Genomic DNA, 15,957 nt, shown 5'->3' with positions numbered 1-15,957 from the left:
CCCGCTCCGCATGCTCCGTGCCGCGCGCTTCGCCGCCCAGCTCGGCTTCGAGGTCGCTGCCGAGACGCAGGCCGCGATGGTGGAGTACGCCGAACGACTCGACATCATCTCGGCCGAGCGGATCCGAGACGAGCTCGTGAAGCTCCTCGGCACCGCCGACCCGGTGCCGGGGATCCGGCTGCTCGTCGAGACCGGGCTGGCCGAGCGCTTCCTCCCGGAGCTGACCGCGCTGCAGGCCACGCAGGACGACCATGGGCGCCACAAGGACGTGTACGAGCACAGCCTCACCGTGCTGCGCCAGGCGATCGAGCTCGAACTCTCACGGCGGGACGCCGACACCACCGCGCCGGATATCGTGCTTCGGCTCGCCGCGCTGCTGCACGACATCGGCAAGCCGGCAACGCGCCGGTTCGAGCGCGGCGGGGTCACCTTCCACCACCACGACGTTGTCGGCGCAAAACTTGCGAAGAAGCGGCTGCGTGAGCTGCGCTTCGACAACGACACGGTGAAGCGCGCCGCGCGGCTCGTCGAGCTGCACCTCCGCTTCTTCGGGTACAGCGATCAGCCGTGGACCGACGCTGCCGTGCGGCGGTACGTCCGTGACGCCGGCGCCGAACTCGAGCAGCTCCACATCCTGACGCGCGCCGACGTCACCACGCGCAACCGTCGCAAGGCCGAGCGCCTCGAGCACGCGTACGACGACATTGAGCGCCGGATCGCGGAGCTCGCCGCCGCCGAGGAGCTCGCCGCGGTGCGCCCGGAGCTCGACGGTGCGCAGATCATGGAGATCCTGGGGATTCCGCCAGGGCCCGTGGTGGGCCGCGCGTACAAGTTCCTCCTCGACGTGCGCCTCGATGAGGGACCCATCGGTGCGGCGGCCGCTGAGGAGCGGTTGCTGGCCTGGTACGAGGGGCATGGAGCGGCGTGAGCGACGAGGTGGAGACTGTGGCAACGGACCCGAAGACCTGGTTTGACGGGCGCGCACGCATCCTGTTCGTGCACGCGCACCCCGACGACGAATCGATCAGCACGGGTGGCACGCTCGCCGGCCTCGCCGCGGCGGGGCAGGAGCCGCTTCTCGTGACGCTCACGCGCGGCGAGCGCGGCGAGGTCGTTGCCGGCCCGTTCCACCAGCTGCAGGGCACCGACGGGCTGGCACCGCACCGGCAGGGCGAGCTCGCGGCAGCGCTCTTCATGCTGGGCATCGAGCGGCACGTCTTCCTCGGGGTCGAGCCGGCACGCGCGGCGGGGTATCCCCCGGCCATCTACGAGGATTCCGGCATGAGCTGGGGGCCTGACGGTCGGGCGATGGCCGCTCCCGATGCGAGCGCCGACGCACTCACGAGCGCACCAGCGGTCGAGGCGCTGAACGACCTGCTCGCGGCTGCCGCGGCCGCCGGCGCGCAGGGCATCGTGAGCTACGACGATGGGGGCGGGTACGGCCACCCCGATCACGTCTTCGCGCACCGCATTGCGCGCGCCGTCGCCGCGGCGCTCGGGGTGCCGTTCTGGGAGATTGCCGCCGCGACCGACGCCGACGCCGACTCGGAGAACGTGGAGGCGCATGAGGTTGCGGAGTGGTTCGACCGGAAGGTCGCTGCGCTCCGCTCACACGCAACGCAGCTGACCGTTGACGGCGAGGACATCGTGCACGTCGGCGGCCAACGCGAGCCGATCACCCGCACCGAGCGGTTCCGCCCACGTCCGATTCCCGCGAACGCACCTCACGAGGCGGAGTAGACTCTTCCCTCGGGCGCGCCGCGCCCGAATTCGTGAGAAACAGGGGTTCGATGACTGTGAAAGTAGCCCTCGCGGGCGTTGGCAACTGTGTGAGCTCGCTCGTGCAGGGCGTTGAGTACTATCGCGGAGCCGCTGACGACGAGCAGGTTCCCGGCCTGATGCACGTCCGCTTGGGCGGCCATCACGTGTCCGACCTGGAGTTCGTTGCGGCCTTCGAGGTCGACGCCGCGAAGGTCGGTCTCGACCTCGGCGAGGCGATCTGGGCTGGGCACAACAACACGATCAAGTTCTCGGATGTGCCGGAGATCGGGATCACGGTGCAGCGCGGCCCAACGTACGATGGGCTCGGCGAGTACTATCGCGACGCGGTCGAGGAGTCGGCGGCGACGCCGGTCGACGTGGCGCAGGTGCTGCGCGACTCGGGCGCCGACGTGCTGGCGTGCTACCTGCCGGTGGGCAGCGAGGACGCGGTGAAGTTCTACGCGCAGGCCGCGCTCGACGCTGGCGTCGCGTTCGTGAACGCCGTGCCGGTGTTCGTCGCGAGCGATCCCGAGTGGGCGGCAAAGTTTGCCGCCGCCGGGGTTCCGATCGTCGGTGACGACATCAAGAGCCAGGTCGGCGCAACGATTACGCACCGCGTGCTGGCGCGGCTGATGGAGAGCCGCGGCATCGCGCTCGACCACACCTACCAGCTGAACGTTGGCGGCAACATGGACTTCAAGAACATGCTGGAGCGCAGCCGCCTCAAGTCGAAGAAGATCTCGAAGACGCAGGCGGTCACCTCGAACCTCGACGTGAACCTCTCCGACGACGACGTGCACATCGGGCCGAGCGACCACGTGCCGTGGCTCGAAGACCGCAAGTTCGCGTTCGTGCGGCTCGAGGGCCGTGGCTTTGGTGACGTCCCCATGAGTCTGGAGTACAAGCTCGAGGTGTGGGACTCCCCCAACTCGGCCGGCACGATGATCGACGCGATCCGCGTGGCACACGTGGCGCGCGAGCGCGGCATCGCTGGCCCGGTTGAGGCCGCGTCCGCCTACTTCATGAAGTCGCCGCCCGTGCAGAAGCCGGATCACGCGGCGCGCACCGAGCTCGAGGAGTTCCTCGCGGGACCGGCTGCCTAGCCCCCGAGCGCGGTGACGTGGGGCCCGGCGAGGTTCGCCGGGCCCCACGTGCGCGTGCCCGCACGCCCCATTTCACACGGAGAAATCGGGAATCTCGGACCCTCTGGGGACAAATGCTCCGAGATATCAGATTTCTCCGTGCGAAATGGGGTGGGGAGATGGTGGGAGTGGGTGCAGGTGCCGCGGGCGGGCGCGGGGGTGCTAAGCCGCCTGCGGGGCGCGGAGCGCCGAGTACGCCGCGGTGAGCTGCGCGGCGTGCGCGTCCCAGTTGTGCGTCAGCGCGTGCGCGCGCGCCTCACGTCCGAGCTGCGCGCGGCGGGCCGGATCCCGCAGCAGCTCGCCGATCGCGCTGGCCCACTCCTCGGGGTCACGACCGGCGACCCGTGCGCCAGCCGCACCCGGCGGACTCGCCTCGAGCAGTCCCGTGTGCGCGGCGACAACCGCGGGAACGCCAGCTGCCGCAGCCTCAAGGGCCACCAGGCCAAAGGTTTCGGAGTGCGACGGCACCAGCACGAGCGCGCTGCCCGCGAGCAGTGACGCCGCGGCGGCGCGATCCTGCGCGGGGAGGAAACGCACCCGGTCGGCGATCCCTGCCCGCGCGGCCGCCGCGCGGAGTTGCGCGGCGTAGCCCTCCGCGCCGGGCGTCGGCTCCCCCGCGACGACGAGCTCGCAGCGCGCCCACAGCGCGGGATCCACGCGCGCGAGTGCCGCCGCTGCGGCCACCGCGAGGTCCTGGCCCTTGAGCGGTTGCACCCGCCCGAGCACGGTGATGCGCAGGGGCGGCGCGTCAGCCGCGGCGCGCGGCGCGAACAGCTCCGTGTCAACGCCGGGCATCACCACCGGGATCGGCAGCGCAGGCGCGCCGTACCCTTCCACGATTGCCGCTCGCTCGCTCGCACTGCACGCGATGAGCTGCGTCCGCCGCGCGAGCGCGCGTTCGCCCGCGAGCCTGAGCGCGGGTTCCGGCGCGTCGCCCGGCGCGAGCCGCCCATTCTTCTGCGCGGCGACGGTGTGCAGCGTCAGGGCCGGCGTGAGCCCGCTTCGGGCGGCGAGTGGCAGCGCAGCGATCCCGCTCAGCCAGTAGTGCGCGTGCACGGCGTCGAACGGCCCGTGGCCGGCGAGGGCGGCGGCGAACTCCGGAACGATCCCTGGCAGCTCGGCCTTGCCCGCCGCGGGATCGCCGGCCGCCAGCGCCCGGAGTATCGCGCCATCGCCGAGCGCCACCTCGCCAGCGGGCTGCGCCGCGCTCGCGCGGGTGAAGACGACGACCTCGTGCCCGGCCCGCGCCAGCGCCCGTGCCGCCTGTGCGACCACCACATTCATGCCGCCGGCGTCGCCGCGTCCTGGCACGGCGGCCGGTGAGGTGTGCATGGACACGAGCGCGATTCGCATGGACCCAGGGTAGGTCAGCGGATCCACTCGCGCGGTGCGTGCCACTCCGGCCTCCCGCCACGGCCGGGAAAGTGATAAGCTTTCCAGGTTGTCTGTGCGCACCGTAACCTTCGGAGCGCGCCGGCACGATGCACAAACACCCTCCTGCCACAGAAATCCTGTGGCCGTGAAGTCCGAAGGAGGTGGGTCAGTTAATGCATCCGTATGAACTCATGGTGATCCTCGATCCGGGTATCGACGAGCGCACCGTGGCCCCCAGCATGGAGAAGTTCCTCGGCGTCATCCGCAACGCGGGCGGCGAGATCGAGAACGTCGACATCTGGGGCAAGCGTCGTCTTGCCTACGAGATCAAGAAGCAGTCCGAGGGCATCTACGTCGTGGTGAACTTCACCGCGTCGCACGAGGCCACGGCAGAGCTCGACCGTCAGCTCGGCCTGTCCGAGGCAGTGCTCCGCACCAAGGTGCTGCGCTCCGACGAGATCATCGCACAGCGCGCAGCGCAGGCGAAGCACGAGCAGGCGAAGGCGGCTCGCGCCGCGAAGGTGGGCGCGTAGCTCATGGCCGGCGAGCCGCTGATCACTGTCGTCGGTAACCTCGTTGCCGACCCCGAGCCTCGCGTGAGCCAGGCCGGCAAGTCGTGGGTGACCTTCCGGATCGCCTCGACGCCGCGCGTGCGTGACCGTCAGTCGGGTGACTGGTCGGACGGCGAACCGCTGTGGCTTGGTTGCCGCGCGTACGGTGAGTACGCCGACAACATCGCAGCTTCCCTGACGAAGGGCGCACGCGTCATCGTGCAGGGCCGTCTCACGCAGCGCAGCTACACCGATAACCAGGGGCAGCAGCGCACGTCACTCGACCTTGAGGTCGAGGAGATCGGTCCGTCGCTCCGCTTCGCTACCGTGCAGATCTCCCGCGGGCAGTCCCGCGGTCAGGTCGGCGGCTTCGGTGGCGGGAGCGGCCAGCCGGCCGGGCAGAGCAGCTGGGGTCAGCCCGCAGCAGCTCCGCAGCCGCAGCAGGACAACCCGTGGGGTGGCGGTCAGCCGGCCCAGGGTGGCGCTGCTGGCGGTGGCTTCGGCGGCGGCTTCGACGACGAGCAGCCCTTCTAGGCGCCTCCGCGCCGCCTCGCGGCGCGCACCCTCCCGTTCCCTCAGACGGCGAGCATCAACTTCTTGTTCCGGGCGAGCCCGGGGCATCACATGAAAAGAGACCAACTATGGCAGGCAAGTCAAGCGGCGCAGGCCGCAAGCCGGGTCGCGGCAAGAACGCAAAGGTCGTCGCACCCGCCAAGAAGCAGACCGTTGGCGTCATCGACTACAAGGACGTCGCAACGCTTCGCAAGTTCATTTCTGAGCGTGGGAAGATCCGCGCCCGTCGGATCACCGGCGTGTCCGTGCAGGAGCAGCGACTCATCGCAAAGGCCGTGAAGAACGCCCGCGAGATGGCTCTGCTCCCCTACGCCGGCTCCGGCCGCTAAGGAGTACGAGAATCATGGCGAAGGTTATTCTCACGAACGAGGTCCAGGGCCTCGGTTCCGCCGGTGACGTCGTTGACGTCAAGAACGGCTACGCACGCAACTACCTCGTGCCCCAGGGCTACGGTGTGCACTGGACCCGCGGTGGCGAGGCTCAGGTCGCGCAGCTCCGTGCGGCTCGCGATGCACGCGCGCTCGCTTCGGTCGAGGACGCTCAGGCGCTCAAGGCCAAGCTCCAGGAGGGCAAGATCCGCCTCCAGGCGAAGACCGGCACCGGTGGCCGCCTCTTCGGTTCGGTGAAGCCGGCTGCGGTTGCCGCTGCCGTCTCCGCTGCGGGGATCGGCGAGATCGACAAGCGCAAGGTGACCGTCCCCTCGATCAAGTCGACGGGCGAGTACAAGGCGATCGTGCACCTCCACGAGGGTGTCGACGCTGAGATCACCCTGCAGGTGATTTCGCAGCGCTAAGCACGCTGAGTGAGCGGGGTGGCAGTCCTTCGGGACTGCCACCCCGCTCGTGTTTTTCCTGCCGCGATCCTCGCCCGTCAGACACGCCCGGGGGGCGTGAACAGCTGGTGTCGAAATATTGTGAGGAATTGGCGTGGCGAGATTGACAATTGGCGCCCGGAACCGGTAGTTGTCCACACCGTCGCTCCCAAGTCACACCCTCAACGCACACCTGAGAGTTGAATAACTTTCCGCCTGTGGAAAGTGGAAAAGCCTGTTCAAGAAACATTTCTGGGGCCGCCACCAACAGTCATCCACAAGTTGTCCCCAGTCTTGTGGAAAAGATGTGGCGAAAAGCGGCGAGTTTCTCACAGAGTTATCCACAAGCACGCGGCGTGGGTGCTTGTCGCTCGCGGAAGGTGCCCGTACCGTGAATGTCTGGGGTCTGGTGTGTGATGAATGTGCACCCGACCCGCTGCAGCGAAAAGGAGTGATCGAGTGTCGATCGCACATCTCGGGATCGCGGATCCCGCCGACGAGGAACCCTCGCGCGGACACGAGCGCACGCCGCCGTACGACCTGCTCGCCGAGCAGAGCGCGCTCGGTGGCATGCTCCTGTCCAAGGACGCGGTTGCCGACGTCACCGGGCTCCTGAAGGGCGGCGACTTCTACGTCCCCAAGCACGAGGTGATCTACGAGGCGGTGCTCTCGCTGTACTCGCGCGGTGAGCCCACCGACGTGATCACGGTGACCGACGAGCTCACGAAGACGGGCGAGCTGCAGCGCGCTGGCGGGGCTGAGTACCTGCATACCGTCACGAGCATCGTCCCCACCGCGGCCAACGCGAGCTTCTACGCCGAGATCGTCGCTGAGAAGGCGCTGCTGCGCCGGCTCGTGGAGGCCGGCACGCGCATCGTCCAGATGGGCTACGCGGGCGAGGGTGAGGCGATCGACCTCGTCAACGTCGCGCAGTCCGAGATCTACGGCGTGACGGGGGAGGCGCAGGGCGAGGACTACGTGCCGCTGCACCTCGCCGTTGACGCGGCCCTCGAGGAGATCAACAAGGCGAACAGCTCCGATGGCGGCATGCTGGGCGTGCCGACCGGCTTCAGCGAGCTCGACGCCATGACGAACGGCTTCGCCGGTGGCCAGATGATCATCATCGCCGCCCGACCCGCGATGGGTAAGTCGACGCTCGCGATGGACGTCGCGCGCAACGCGTCGGTGCACGCGAACGCGCCAACCGTCTTCTTCTCGCTCGAGATGGGTCGCGCCGAGATCGCGATGCGTCTGCTCGCGGCCGAGGCGAGCATCCCCATGCAGACGCTCCGCAAGGGCGCGCTCGACAACCGCGACTTCCAGAAGCTCGCGGCCACGCAGGCGCGCGTTGCCGAGGCCCCGCTCTTCATCGACGACAGCCCGAACCTCACGCTCGTCGAGATCCGTGCGAAGTGCCGCCGGCTCAAGCAGCAGCACGGCCTGCGCATGGTGGTCATCGACTACCTCCAGCTGCTCTCGAGCGGCAAGAAGAGCGAGAGCCGTCAGCAGGAGGTCTCGGAGTTCTCGCGTGCGCTGAAGCTGCTCTCGAAAGAGCTCGACGTGCCCGTGATCGCCCTTTCGCAGCTGAACCGTGCCTCGGAGCAGCGCGCCGACAAGATGCCGGCGATCAGCGACCTCCGCGAGTCGGGCTCGCTCGAGCAGGACGCCGATATGGTCATCCTGCTCCACCGCGAGGCCGTCGGCGATCGGGACAGCCCGCGCGCTGGCGAGGCCGACTTCATCCTCGCGAAGCAGCGTAACGGGCCAACGGGCACCGTGACGGTGGCGTTCCAGGGCCACTACTCCCGGTTCCAGGACATGCCGAGCGGGCTCTAGCCTGGGAGGCGACTTCAGTCGAGCGGGGGTAGACTGGGGTCGGTCAACGAAAGGGGAGCCATGTCTGCTGTGGCGTCATCGTCCGCGCAATCTGTGGCCCCGGAAATCGTTCCGTCCAGGGCAATCCGGCTGCTCCGCGTCGCGGTGCTGCTCATCGCCGGCCTCGTCATCGCGTTCTCTGCGACGCTGCACGAGCAGCTCGGCTTCGATCTCGGGGTTGCCACCGCAGCGCTCGGCGCGATCGGCATCGCGCACCTGATCGAGTGGTTCTCGCTGCGCCCGCCAGCTCGCACGGTGGTGCCTCTGCTGCTCGGCGTGATCGCGGTGATCGCAGCGGTGCTGCTGCCGTTCTCCAGCGCGCCGATCGCCTTCGCCGTCGTCGTCGCCGCGTGGGCGCTCGCGAGCGCGCTGCTCGAGTTCATCGGCGCAGCCGTGCGCCCGGGCAGCCGTCAGGACGCCACGCTGCTCGGGGGAGCCGGCGTGCTGCTCGCGCTCCTCGTCCTCCTGTTCCGCGACGACCAGGTCGCGATCCTTGGTTTCTTCGGGGCATACGCGCTCCTCACTGGCGTGTTCCTCGGAATCTCCGCGTTCGATACGCGTCGCGTCTCCGGTGCCGCCGGCGACGCAGCGGGCAACGTGCCCGCCGCCAGCACCCCCCTCGCCTGACCCGAAAGCAGATGATGACTCAGCCTTCCGAGCCCGCACCGCAGGATCCCGTGACCCCGTCGCGCCGTGATCGTCTGCGCCCGCTTGAGCTGCTCGGCTTCGCCACCGTGCTCGGCGTGTTCGCCGGCCTGATCGTTCTCCTCGCGACCAGGGACATCGTCCTCTCGCTCGTCTTCCTGGGCGTCGGTTTCATCGTCTCGGTGATGATGGTCGCGCTCATCGGCCTCGGCGGCAAGCCGAGCGAGGAAGACCTCGAGGCGCGCAAGGACCTGCAGAAGCCCGACAACGGCACGAACTGGCACTAGCCGACACAGCGACGGGGGTGGGGCGCACTGCGCGCCCCACCCCCGTTGTCGTTGATCGAGGCCTCAGTCCTCCGGATCAGTGGGATCGAGCGGGGCGTGGTGATCGAAGCCCGATTCGGCGCGCTTCCAATAGCCGCTGATCGAGTACTGCGACTTCGCGAACCCGAGCTCCTGGCGGAGGAAGCGGCGAAGCGGCACCAATCGGCCGGCCTCACCGCCGGCGAACACGTACGTTTCCGCGTCGAGTGCGAGCGCCCGTGCCGCGTCGGCGAGGGTGCCAGAAACCCCGGTGACGCCCACGTTCCGGCCGCCCTGCGCCGCGAGGTAGAGCCGCACCCAGTCGAGCGGACCTTGGACATCGGCGACAACCTCGACGCGCGCCTCGCGCGGCATCGCCGCGATCCAGCGCGCGGTCGCGGGGAGCGCGGTCTCGTCGGCGAAGCACACGACGCGCGGCGCGCCGACCGCCGCCGCGATCGAGCCGCGCGGCCCCACCATGACGAGCTCGTCGCCCGGCGCTGCCCGCTGCGCCCACCGCGCAGCGGGACCGGGGTCCTCGTGGCGGAGCACGTCGAGGTCGAAGACGGTGTGCCCTGATCCGGCATCGATTCGAACGTTGAGCGGGGTGAAGTCGCGCCCGAACATCTCGCCCTCCGGGCGCACGATCCCGTCGGCGTCCGGCCCCACCGGGGCGGGAGCGCGCAGCTCGCCCGTGCGCGGATCGGGGAAGAAGATCTTCGCGTGATCCTCTGGACCCGTGCTCTGCCAGTCGGCGAGCTCCGGGCTCGCGAACGTGACCCGCGTGAAGTGCTCGATCTCGGCGACCCGGGTGACCGTGATCCTGCGCGCCGTGAAGCGGTGCATCGTCCGCGGACGAGCGAAACGTTCGGCTGGATCCTGCGCTGTCACCGTACTCCCATCATCAGACGATTCGATCCCGAGCGTAGCACCGCGCGCTGAGCACGCGCACGGCATCGCCCCGCGCCCGCCACCCGGCGGAAACACACACGCGGCCCGGGGGGAGCACCCCCGGGCCGCGATCCCGCGCGAGCGGTTAGCGCTGCAGGAAGTCGAGCAGGCGCGTCGCGTCGCCGATGTAGGTGGCCGGCGTCAGCGCGAGCAGCCGCTGCTTTGCTTCCTCGCCGATCTCGAGGCCCGACACGAACTCGACGAGCTCCGCCTGGCCGATGCGGCGGCCGCGGGTGAGTTCCTTGAGCGCCGCGTAGGGGTCGCTGATGGTCGAGCGTCCGGCGGTCACCTCCGCGCGGATGACGGTCTGGATCGCCTCGCCGAGCACCTCCCAGTTCGCGTCGAGATCCGCGGCGAGCACCTCGGGTGCCGCGTCGATCTGGCCGAGGCCCTTCAGGATGTTGTCGAGCGCGAGCACCGAGTGGCCGAGGCCAACACCGATGTTGCGCTGCGCCGAGGAGTCGGTGAGGTCGCGCTGCCAGCGGCTCGTCACGAGCGTCGCCGCGAGCGAGTCGAGGATCGCGTTCGAGAGTTCGAGGTTGGCCTCGGCGTTCTCGAAGCGGATCGGGTTGACCTTGTGCGGCATCGTCGAGGAGCCGGTGGCGCCCGCCACGGGGATCTGGCGGAAGTAGCCGATGGAGATGTAGCTCCAGATGTCGGTGGCCAGGTTGTGCAGGATCCGGTTCGCGTGCGCGATGCGCGTGTAGAGCTCGGCCTGCCAGTCGTGCGACTCGATCTGCGTGGTGAGCGGGTTCCAGTCGAGGCCGAGGCCCTCGACGAACTCCTGCGACACCTGCGCCCAGTCGGTGTGCGGGTCGGCGGCGAGGTGCGCGGCGAAGGTGCCGGTCGCGCCGGAGAACTTGCCGAGGTACTCGATGTCGTCGATCTGGTTGAGCTGGCGCTCGAGGCGGTGCACGAACACCGCGAGCTCCTTGCCGAGCGTCGTCGGCGTCGCGGGCTGGCCGTGGGTGCGGCTCATCATCGGCAGCTCTCGGTACTGCTCAGCCTGGCGCGCGATCTCCGAGATCACGGCGTTGAACCGGGGGCGCCACACGTCGGCGATCGCCTGCTTCACCGTCAGTGCGTACGAGAGGTTGTTGATGTCCTCGCTCGTGCAGCAGACGTGCGTGAGCTCCGCGAGGTGGCCGAGGCCCTGCGCCTCGAGCCGGGCGCGCACGAGGTACTCGACGGCCTTCACGTCGTGCTGGGTGGTCTTCTCGGTCTCGGCGAGCTCGTCGATCTCGGCCTGGCCGAAGTTCGCTGCCCACTCGCGCAGCGCCGCGAGCTGCTCCGGCGCGATCGGGGTGCCGCCGAGCAGTGAGTGCTCGGTGAGGTAGGCGAGCCACTCCACCTCGACGTGGACGCGAGCCTTGTTCAGCCCCGCCTCCGAGAGCGTGTCACCGAGTGGCGCAACGGCGGCGCGGTAGCGGCCGTCGAGGGGGCTGATGGGCTGCGGGGGCAGGGGGGTCATGGCGTCTCCGTGCGGGTCGAGGCGAGCGGCGGCGGTGCGGCGCGAGCACGGGCAGAGCGCCTGTGGCGCGCGCGATCCAGCACTATTCTCCCATGCGGCTCAGCGCGCCCCGTCGCCGTGCTGCGCCCGGAGTCGCGCGAGCAGTTCGGCGGCCCCGCGCTCCACCTGCGCGAGCACCGCATCGAACGCCGCCTGGTCGTCGTAGTACGGATCGAACACATCGGGATCCGCTGGCGCGGCAGGATCGAACTCCGTGAAGAGCACCACCCGCTCGGGATCAGCGCCGCGCGCAATGAGCGCGTCGCGGTGGCCGCGCGCGAGTGCGACGAGCAGCTCGTCGTGCGTGATCTCGGCGCCCGACACCTGGGAGGCGCGGTGCGCCGAGCCATCGAAGCCGCGCGCCGCGAGCGCGGTGACCGTGCGCGGGTCGGCCGGCTTGCCGGTGTGCCAGGCCTCGGTGCCGCTCGAACGCACCACGACGCGATCGCCGAACCCCGCGCGCTCAGCGAGCGCGCGGAACACGACCTCGGCCATGGGGGAGCGGCAGATGTTCCCGGTGCAGACGAAGTTGATGCGGATGGGGGCGGTCATGCGTCTAGCGCCCGCGCTTCTTCTTCGTGCCGAGCAGGCTGTTCATGATGCCGGACAGGAGGGAGAGCACCAGTGCGCCCAGCACGCCCCACCAGAAGCTCTCGACCTCGAGCCCGAAGCCCGCGAGCCCGGAGAGCCACGCAACGACCGCGATCATGATGCCGTTGACGATCAGGCCGAACAGGCCGAAGGTGATGATGTAGAGCGGGATCGAGACAAACCGCACGACCCGGCCGAGCGTGCCGTTCACGAGGCCGAACACGAGCGCGACGAGCAGCAGCGTGATGAGGTGGCCGTACTCGCCCCCCTCGAGGGGCTTGATCCACACGCCGTGGTCGCCGCTGCCGCCAACGATCAGTGTGGTGAGCCACAGCGCGAAAGCGCTGACCAGGATCCGAATGATTGCGCGCATGTCCCCATTCTCGCACCGTGCCCGTCCCCCTTCCCTGAACTTAGTAGGGGTGTGATCCGCTTCCCGGCGGGGAATCCGGATCAGACTCGCTGGAAGTCCGGGTTGGGCGAGCTGGCCGCAGCACCGCGCGCGTATCCCGATCCGGCGATACCCGCTCGATACACTGGCACGCATGAGCGACAACGCCCAGCCGCCAGTCCGGTTCCGTGCCGATGTGCTCGCAGTCCCCGCCTACCGGCAGGGCGCAGCGCCGACCAAGCCCGGATTCAAGCTGTCGAGCAACGAGAATCCGTTCCCCCCGCTGCCCGGGGTCGCGGACGCGATGGCGTCCCGCGGGGACGTCAACCGCTACGCCGCCGCCGGCATGCCCGAGCTGCGCGAGGAGATCGCGGCAGAGTTCGGCGTCACCGCAGACCACGTGCACCTCGCCGCGGGCTCCGTCGCGATCCTCTACCAGCTGGTGCACGCGGCAGCCGCAGCCGGCGACGCCTACCTGTACGCCTGGCCGAGCTTTGAGGCGTACCCCTCGCTCGGCCTCGCGTCGGGCGCCGAGCCCGTCGGCGTGCCCCTCACCGCGGACGCCGAGCACGACCTCGACGCCATGGCCGACGCCATCACCGAGCGCACGCGCGTGATCCTGCTCTGCAGTCCGAACAATCCCACCGGGCCAGCGCTCGGCAGCGCAGCGTTCGCGCGCTTCATGGGGCGCGTGCCTGCCGACACCCTCGTGGTGCTCGACGAGGCGTACCGCGAATTCGTCACCGACCCGGACGCCGTGCGCGGCGAAGCGGTGATCGCGCAGTACCGCAACCTGGTGGTGCTGCGCACCTTCTCGAAGGCATACGGGCTCGCCGGGCTGCGCATCGGGTACGGTGTCGGTGATCCGGCCATCTTCCGCGCCGCGGCGAGCGTTGCGATCCCGCTCTCGGTGACCGGGATCGCGGAGAGCGCCGCACGCGCCTCCCTCACTCCCGAGGCGCGCGCCGTGCACGCCGAGCGCGTCGCCGTGCTCGTCGACCGCCGCGACCGGCTCGCTGCAGCGCTTCGTGATCTCGGTATCGCGGTGCCGGAGGCGCAGGGCAACTTCGTGTGGATCCCGGAGACGAGCGACGGCGGGGGAGTCCCCGACGCGCTCGCGCTCGCCGCAGACTTCGCGGAGGCCGGCACGCTCGTGCGCCCCTTTGGTGGCCGCGGCGTGCGGATCTCCGTCGGCGAGGAGGAGAGCCTTCCCGTCGTTATCGACCTGGTGCGAGCACACCTCGCACAGCAAGGAGGCGTCGCGTGACTGACGCAGCACCCACCACGACCCACCAGGATCCCGAGCCGATCCGGTTCCTCGACGACGCTGGCAACTACGCGCCGTCGGCCACCGCAGCCGAGTACGCCGCGGAGCTGCAGGGCGTCGGCGTCGCCGAGTTCCAGCAGTGGTACCGCGACATGGTGTCCACCCGCGCCTTCGACGTCGAGTGCACCCACCTGCAGCGGCAGGGCCAGCTCGCCCTCTGGGTGCCGAGCATCGGCCAGGAGGGCTGCCAGGCCGGCATCGGCCGCGCCGCCGAGCCGCAGGATCACATCTTCCCCGCGTACCGCGAGCACACGATCGCGCACATCCGCGGCGTCTCCCGCGTGGACCTCGCCGCGCAGTTCCGCGGCCTCACGCACGGCGGCTGGGACGTCACCGACCCGGCGCACGGCAACTTCCACCTGTACACGCTCGTGCTCGGCGCGCAGACCCAGCACGCCACCGGCTACGCGCTCGGCCAGGTGCTCGACGCGAAGCGCGCGGCGGGGAACACGGCCCTCGACGCCGGCGAGGCCGGCACCGCGACGGGCGAGGCAACGCTCGTGTTCTACGGCGACGGCACCACGAGCCAGGGCGACGCGAACGAGGCGATGATCTTCGCCGCGAGCTATCAGACCCCCGAGGTCTTCGTCGTGCAGAACAACCGCTGGGCGATCTCCGTCCCCGTTGCGCGCCAGTCGCGCACGCCGCTCTACCGCCGCGCGCTCGGCTTCGGCATCCGCGCCGTGCAGATCGACGGCAACGACCCGCTCGCCGCCTACGCGGTGGCGCGCCGCTTCCTGCGGCTCGCCCGCACCGGCGAGGGCCCCGGCTACATCGAAGCGCTCACCTACCGGATCGGTGCGCACACGACGAGCGACGATCCAACGCGGTACCGCGAGGAAGCGGAGCTCGCCCACTGGGAAGACCGCGATCCCGTCGCGCGTCTCGAGACGCACCTGCGCGCCCTCGGCGTCGGCGACGACTTCTTCGCCGAGGTGCGCGAGACCGCCGACCGCGAGGCGAAGATCGCGCGCGACGCGATCCTCACGCTCCCCACCCCGACCGCTGATTCCATGTTCGCGCACGTGTACTCGGAGGAGCACCCGCGCATCGAGGAGCAGCGCGCGTGGCTCGCACGCTACGAGGCCTCGTTCGAGAACCAGGAAGGGGCGAACGCATGAGCACCGACACCGTGGCACCCGTGCAGACGCTGACCGAGCGCACCACGCTCCCCATCGCCCGCGCAATCACCGAGGGCCTCCGCTCCGCTATGGCGGCCGACGAACGCGTCATCCTGATGGGCGAGGACATCGGCCCGCTCGGCGGCGTCTTCCGCGTCACCGACAAGCTGCAGGCCGACTTCGGTTCAGCCCGCGTGCTCGACACCCCGCTCGCGGAGGCCGGCATCGTCGGCAGCGCGATCGGGCTCGCGATGCGCGGCTACCGTCCGGTGCTCGAGATCCAGTTCGATGGCTTCATCTTCCCGGCGTTCAACCAGATCGTCACGCAGCTCGCGAAGCTCACGAACCGCCACGAGGGCGCGATCTCGATGCCCATCGTGATCCGCGTGCCCTACGGCGGGCACATCGGCGCGGTCGAGCACCACCAGGAGAGCCCCGAGGCGTACTTCGCGCACACCCCAGGCCTTCGCGTGGTCGCGCCGTCGACGGCGAACGACGCGTACTGGATGATCCAGCAGGCGATCCAGTCCCCGGATCCCGTGCTGTTCTTTGAGCCGAAGGCCAAGTACTGGCAGAAGGGCGAGGTTGATCCAGCCGCGCCAGCCGCAGCACTGCACCAGACCCGCGTGGCGCGCGCGGGAAGCGACTGCACGGTCGTCGGCTACGGCGCGATGGTCACCACGCTGCTGCAGGCCGCGGAAATCGCCGCCTCGGAGGGTACGAGCCTCGAGGTGATCGACCTCCGCAGCGTGTCGCCCATCGACTACGCGCCGCTCGTCGCATCCGTGCGCAAGACGGGTCGCCTCGTCGTCGCGCAGGAGGCGCAGGGCGGGGCGAGCGTCGGCAGCGAGATCGCCGCGTACGTTTCGGAGCACGCGTTCACGGCGCTGCAGGCCCCCGTGCTGCGCGTCGCCGGATACGATGTTCCCTTCCCCCCGGCCCACCTCGAAGGCCTGTACCTTCCCGACGCTGACCGCGTGCTCGAAGCGGTCGACCGGGCTCTGCACTACTAACCCCTCGGAGGAGTCG

The 15,957-nt window shown here is 69.8% G+C and carries 18 protein-coding genes; 13 read left to right on the top strand and 5 right to left on the bottom strand.

Annotated features, from left to right (window positions below; genetic code table 11):
* From EGM46_RS12275 to EGM46_RS12265, 3 genes are all read left to right on the top strand, one after another.
* A partial coding sequence (locus EGM46_RS12275; RefSeq protein WP_125100430.1) for a CCA tRNA nucleotidyltransferase occupies positions 1-928 on the top strand: 928 nt, incomplete at its 5' end.
* Positions 925-1,740, top strand: a complete 816-nt coding sequence (locus EGM46_RS12270) for a PIG-L family deacetylase (RefSeq protein ID WP_241156320.1) — start codon at positions 925-927, stop codon at positions 1,738-1,740. The genes EGM46_RS12275 and EGM46_RS12270, both read left to right, overlap by 4 nt.
* Before the next feature lie 50 nt (positions 1,741-1,790).
* Positions 1,791-2,864, top strand: coding sequence for an inositol-3-phosphate synthase (locus EGM46_RS12265; protein WP_125100429.1), 1,074 nt, complete (start codon positions 1,791-1,793; stop codon positions 2,862-2,864).
* 201 nt (positions 2,865-3,065) lie between these two features.
* Here the strand turns inward: EGM46_RS12265 and EGM46_RS12260 are convergent, their stop codons facing one another.
* Positions 3,066-4,256 carry a glycosyltransferase gene (locus EGM46_RS12260; RefSeq protein WP_125100428.1) on the bottom strand — a complete coding sequence of 397 codons (1,191 nt, stop codon included), beginning with the start codon at positions 4,254-4,256 and terminating at the stop codon, positions 3,066-3,068.
* 194 nt (positions 4,257-4,450) lie between these two features.
* Here EGM46_RS12260 and rpsF point away from each other — a divergent pair, with 194 nt between their 5' ends.
* The 7 genes from rpsF to EGM46_RS12225 all read left to right on the top strand — a co-directional run bounded on the left by rpsF (position 4,451) and on the right by EGM46_RS12225 (position 9,019).
* A complete protein-coding gene (gene rpsF / locus EGM46_RS12255) occupies positions 4,451-4,810 on the top strand; it encodes a 30S ribosomal protein S6 (protein ID WP_125100427.1) in 360 nt (119 codons plus the stop codon).
* Between the two features lie 3 nt (positions 4,811-4,813).
* Positions 4,814-5,362: a single-stranded DNA-binding protein gene (ssb, locus tag EGM46_RS12250; protein WP_125100426.1), complete on the top strand. Its 549-nt coding sequence runs from the start codon at positions 4,814-4,816 to the stop codon at positions 5,360-5,362.
* Positions 5,363-5,469: 107 nt separating this feature from the next.
* A complete protein-coding gene (gene rpsR, locus EGM46_RS12245) occupies positions 5,470-5,730 on the top strand; it encodes a 30S ribosomal protein S18 (protein WP_025133395.1) in 261 nt (86 codons plus the stop codon).
* A 14-nt stretch (positions 5,731-5,744) separates the two neighbouring features.
* Complete coding sequence (gene rplI, locus EGM46_RS12240; protein ID WP_125100425.1) at positions 5,745-6,194, top strand: 50S ribosomal protein L9; 450 nt, start codon at positions 5,745-5,747, stop codon at positions 6,192-6,194.
* Between the two features lie 477 nt (positions 6,195-6,671).
* Positions 6,672-8,048: a replicative DNA helicase gene (gene dnaB / locus EGM46_RS12235; protein ID WP_125100424.1), complete on the top strand. Its 1,377-nt coding sequence runs from the start codon at positions 6,672-6,674 to the stop codon at positions 8,046-8,048.
* A 93-nt stretch (positions 8,049-8,141) separates the two neighbouring features.
* Entirely contained in the window at positions 8,142-8,714 is a 573-nt protein-coding gene (locus EGM46_RS12230; protein WP_206427569.1) for a hypothetical protein, read from the top strand.
* Positions 8,715-8,728: 14 nt separating this feature from the next.
* Positions 8,729-9,019 carry an ABC transporter ATP-binding protein gene (locus EGM46_RS12225; protein ID WP_125100423.1) on the top strand — a complete coding sequence of 97 codons (291 nt, stop codon included), beginning with the start codon at positions 8,729-8,731 and terminating at the stop codon, positions 9,017-9,019.
* Positions 9,020-9,082: 63 nt separating this feature from the next.
* Here EGM46_RS12225 and EGM46_RS12220 read toward each other — a convergent pair whose 3' ends face one another.
* From EGM46_RS12220 to EGM46_RS12205, 4 genes are all read right to left on the bottom strand, one after another.
* Entirely contained in the window at positions 9,083-9,928 is an 846-nt protein-coding gene (locus tag EGM46_RS12220; RefSeq protein WP_241156319.1) for a siderophore-interacting protein, read from the bottom strand.
* Positions 9,929-10,073: 145 nt separating this feature from the next.
* Positions 10,074-11,459 carry an adenylosuccinate lyase gene (gene purB / locus EGM46_RS12215; protein ID WP_125100421.1) on the bottom strand — a complete coding sequence of 462 codons (1,386 nt, stop codon included), beginning with the start codon at positions 11,457-11,459 and terminating at the stop codon, positions 10,074-10,076.
* 99 nt (positions 11,460-11,558) lie between these two features.
* Positions 11,559-12,050 (bottom strand): low molecular weight protein-tyrosine-phosphatase, encoded by a 492-nt coding sequence (locus tag EGM46_RS12210; RefSeq protein ID WP_125100420.1) that lies wholly within the window; start codon positions 12,048-12,050, stop codon positions 11,559-11,561.
* A gap of 4 nt (positions 12,051-12,054) precedes the next feature.
* Positions 12,055-12,462 (bottom strand): phage holin family protein, encoded by a 408-nt coding sequence (locus tag EGM46_RS12205; RefSeq protein ID WP_125100419.1) that lies wholly within the window; start codon positions 12,460-12,462, stop codon positions 12,055-12,057.
* 172 nt (positions 12,463-12,634) lie between these two features.
* Between EGM46_RS12205 and EGM46_RS12200 the strand changes: the two genes are divergently transcribed.
* From EGM46_RS12200 to EGM46_RS12190, 3 genes are read left to right on the top strand one after another with little or no spacing between them, the layout of a single operon-like run.
* Positions 12,635-13,747 carry a histidinol-phosphate transaminase gene (locus EGM46_RS12200; RefSeq protein ID WP_125100418.1) on the top strand — a complete coding sequence of 371 codons (1,113 nt, stop codon included), beginning with the start codon at positions 12,635-12,637 and terminating at the stop codon, positions 13,745-13,747.
* A complete protein-coding gene (locus EGM46_RS12195; RefSeq protein ID WP_125100417.1) occupies positions 13,744-14,928 on the top strand; it encodes a thiamine pyrophosphate-dependent enzyme in 1,185 nt (394 codons plus the stop codon). Before EGM46_RS12200 ends, EGM46_RS12195 begins: the two co-directional genes overlap by 4 nt.
* Complete coding sequence (locus tag EGM46_RS12190) at positions 14,925-15,941, top strand: alpha-ketoacid dehydrogenase subunit beta (RefSeq protein WP_125100416.1); 1,017 nt, start codon at positions 14,925-14,927, stop codon at positions 15,939-15,941. The genes EGM46_RS12195 and EGM46_RS12190 overlap by 4 nt, the downstream gene beginning before the upstream one ends.
* Positions 15,942-15,957: the final 16 nt, after the last annotated feature.

This window comes from Leucobacter chromiireducens (assembly GCF_003917135.1).
GTDB lineage: Bacteria > Actinomycetota > Actinomycetes > Actinomycetales > Microbacteriaceae > Leucobacter > Leucobacter chromiireducens_A.
This window is presented reverse-complemented; position numbering and strand designations above follow the sequence as displayed.

Excerpts from the sequence above, each read along its gene's own strand:
- EGM46_RS12210 (WP_125100420.1), bottom strand. The coding sequence starts at position 12,050 with ATGACCGCCCCCATCCGCATCAACTTCGTCTGCACCGGGAACATCTGC.
- EGM46_RS12265 (WP_125100429.1), top strand. The coding sequence starts at position 1,791 with ATGACTGTGAAAGTAGCCCTCGCGGGCGTTGGCAACTGTGTGAGCTCG.
- purB (WP_125100421.1), bottom strand. The coding sequence starts at position 11,459 with ATGACCCCCCTGCCCCCGCAGCCCATCAGCCCCCTCGACGGCCGCTAC.
- ssb (WP_125100426.1), top strand. The coding sequence starts at position 4,814 with ATGGCCGGCGAGCCGCTGATCACTGTCGTCGGTAACCTCGTTGCCGAC.
- EGM46_RS12190 (WP_125100416.1), top strand. The coding sequence starts at position 14,925 with ATGAGCACCGACACCGTGGCACCCGTGCAGACGCTGACCGAGCGCACC.
- EGM46_RS12200 (WP_125100418.1), top strand. The coding sequence starts at position 12,635 with ATGAGCGACAACGCCCAGCCGCCAGTCCGGTTCCGTGCCGATGTGCTC.
- rplI (WP_125100425.1), top strand. The coding sequence starts at position 5,745 with ATGGCGAAGGTTATTCTCACGAACGAGGTCCAGGGCCTCGGTTCCGCC.
- rpsR (WP_025133395.1), top strand. The coding sequence starts at position 5,470 with ATGGCAGGCAAGTCAAGCGGCGCAGGCCGCAAGCCGGGTCGCGGCAAG.
- EGM46_RS12260 (WP_125100428.1), bottom strand. The coding sequence starts at position 4,256 with ATGCGAATCGCGCTCGTGTCCATGCACACCTCACCGGCCGCCGTGCCA.
- EGM46_RS12205 (WP_125100419.1), bottom strand. The coding sequence starts at position 12,462 with ATGCGCGCAATCATTCGGATCCTGGTCAGCGCTTTCGCGCTGTGGCTC.
- rpsF (WP_125100427.1), top strand. The coding sequence starts at position 4,451 with ATGCATCCGTATGAACTCATGGTGATCCTCGATCCGGGTATCGACGAG.
- EGM46_RS12225 (WP_125100423.1), top strand. The coding sequence starts at position 8,729 with ATGACTCAGCCTTCCGAGCCCGCACCGCAGGATCCCGTGACCCCGTCG.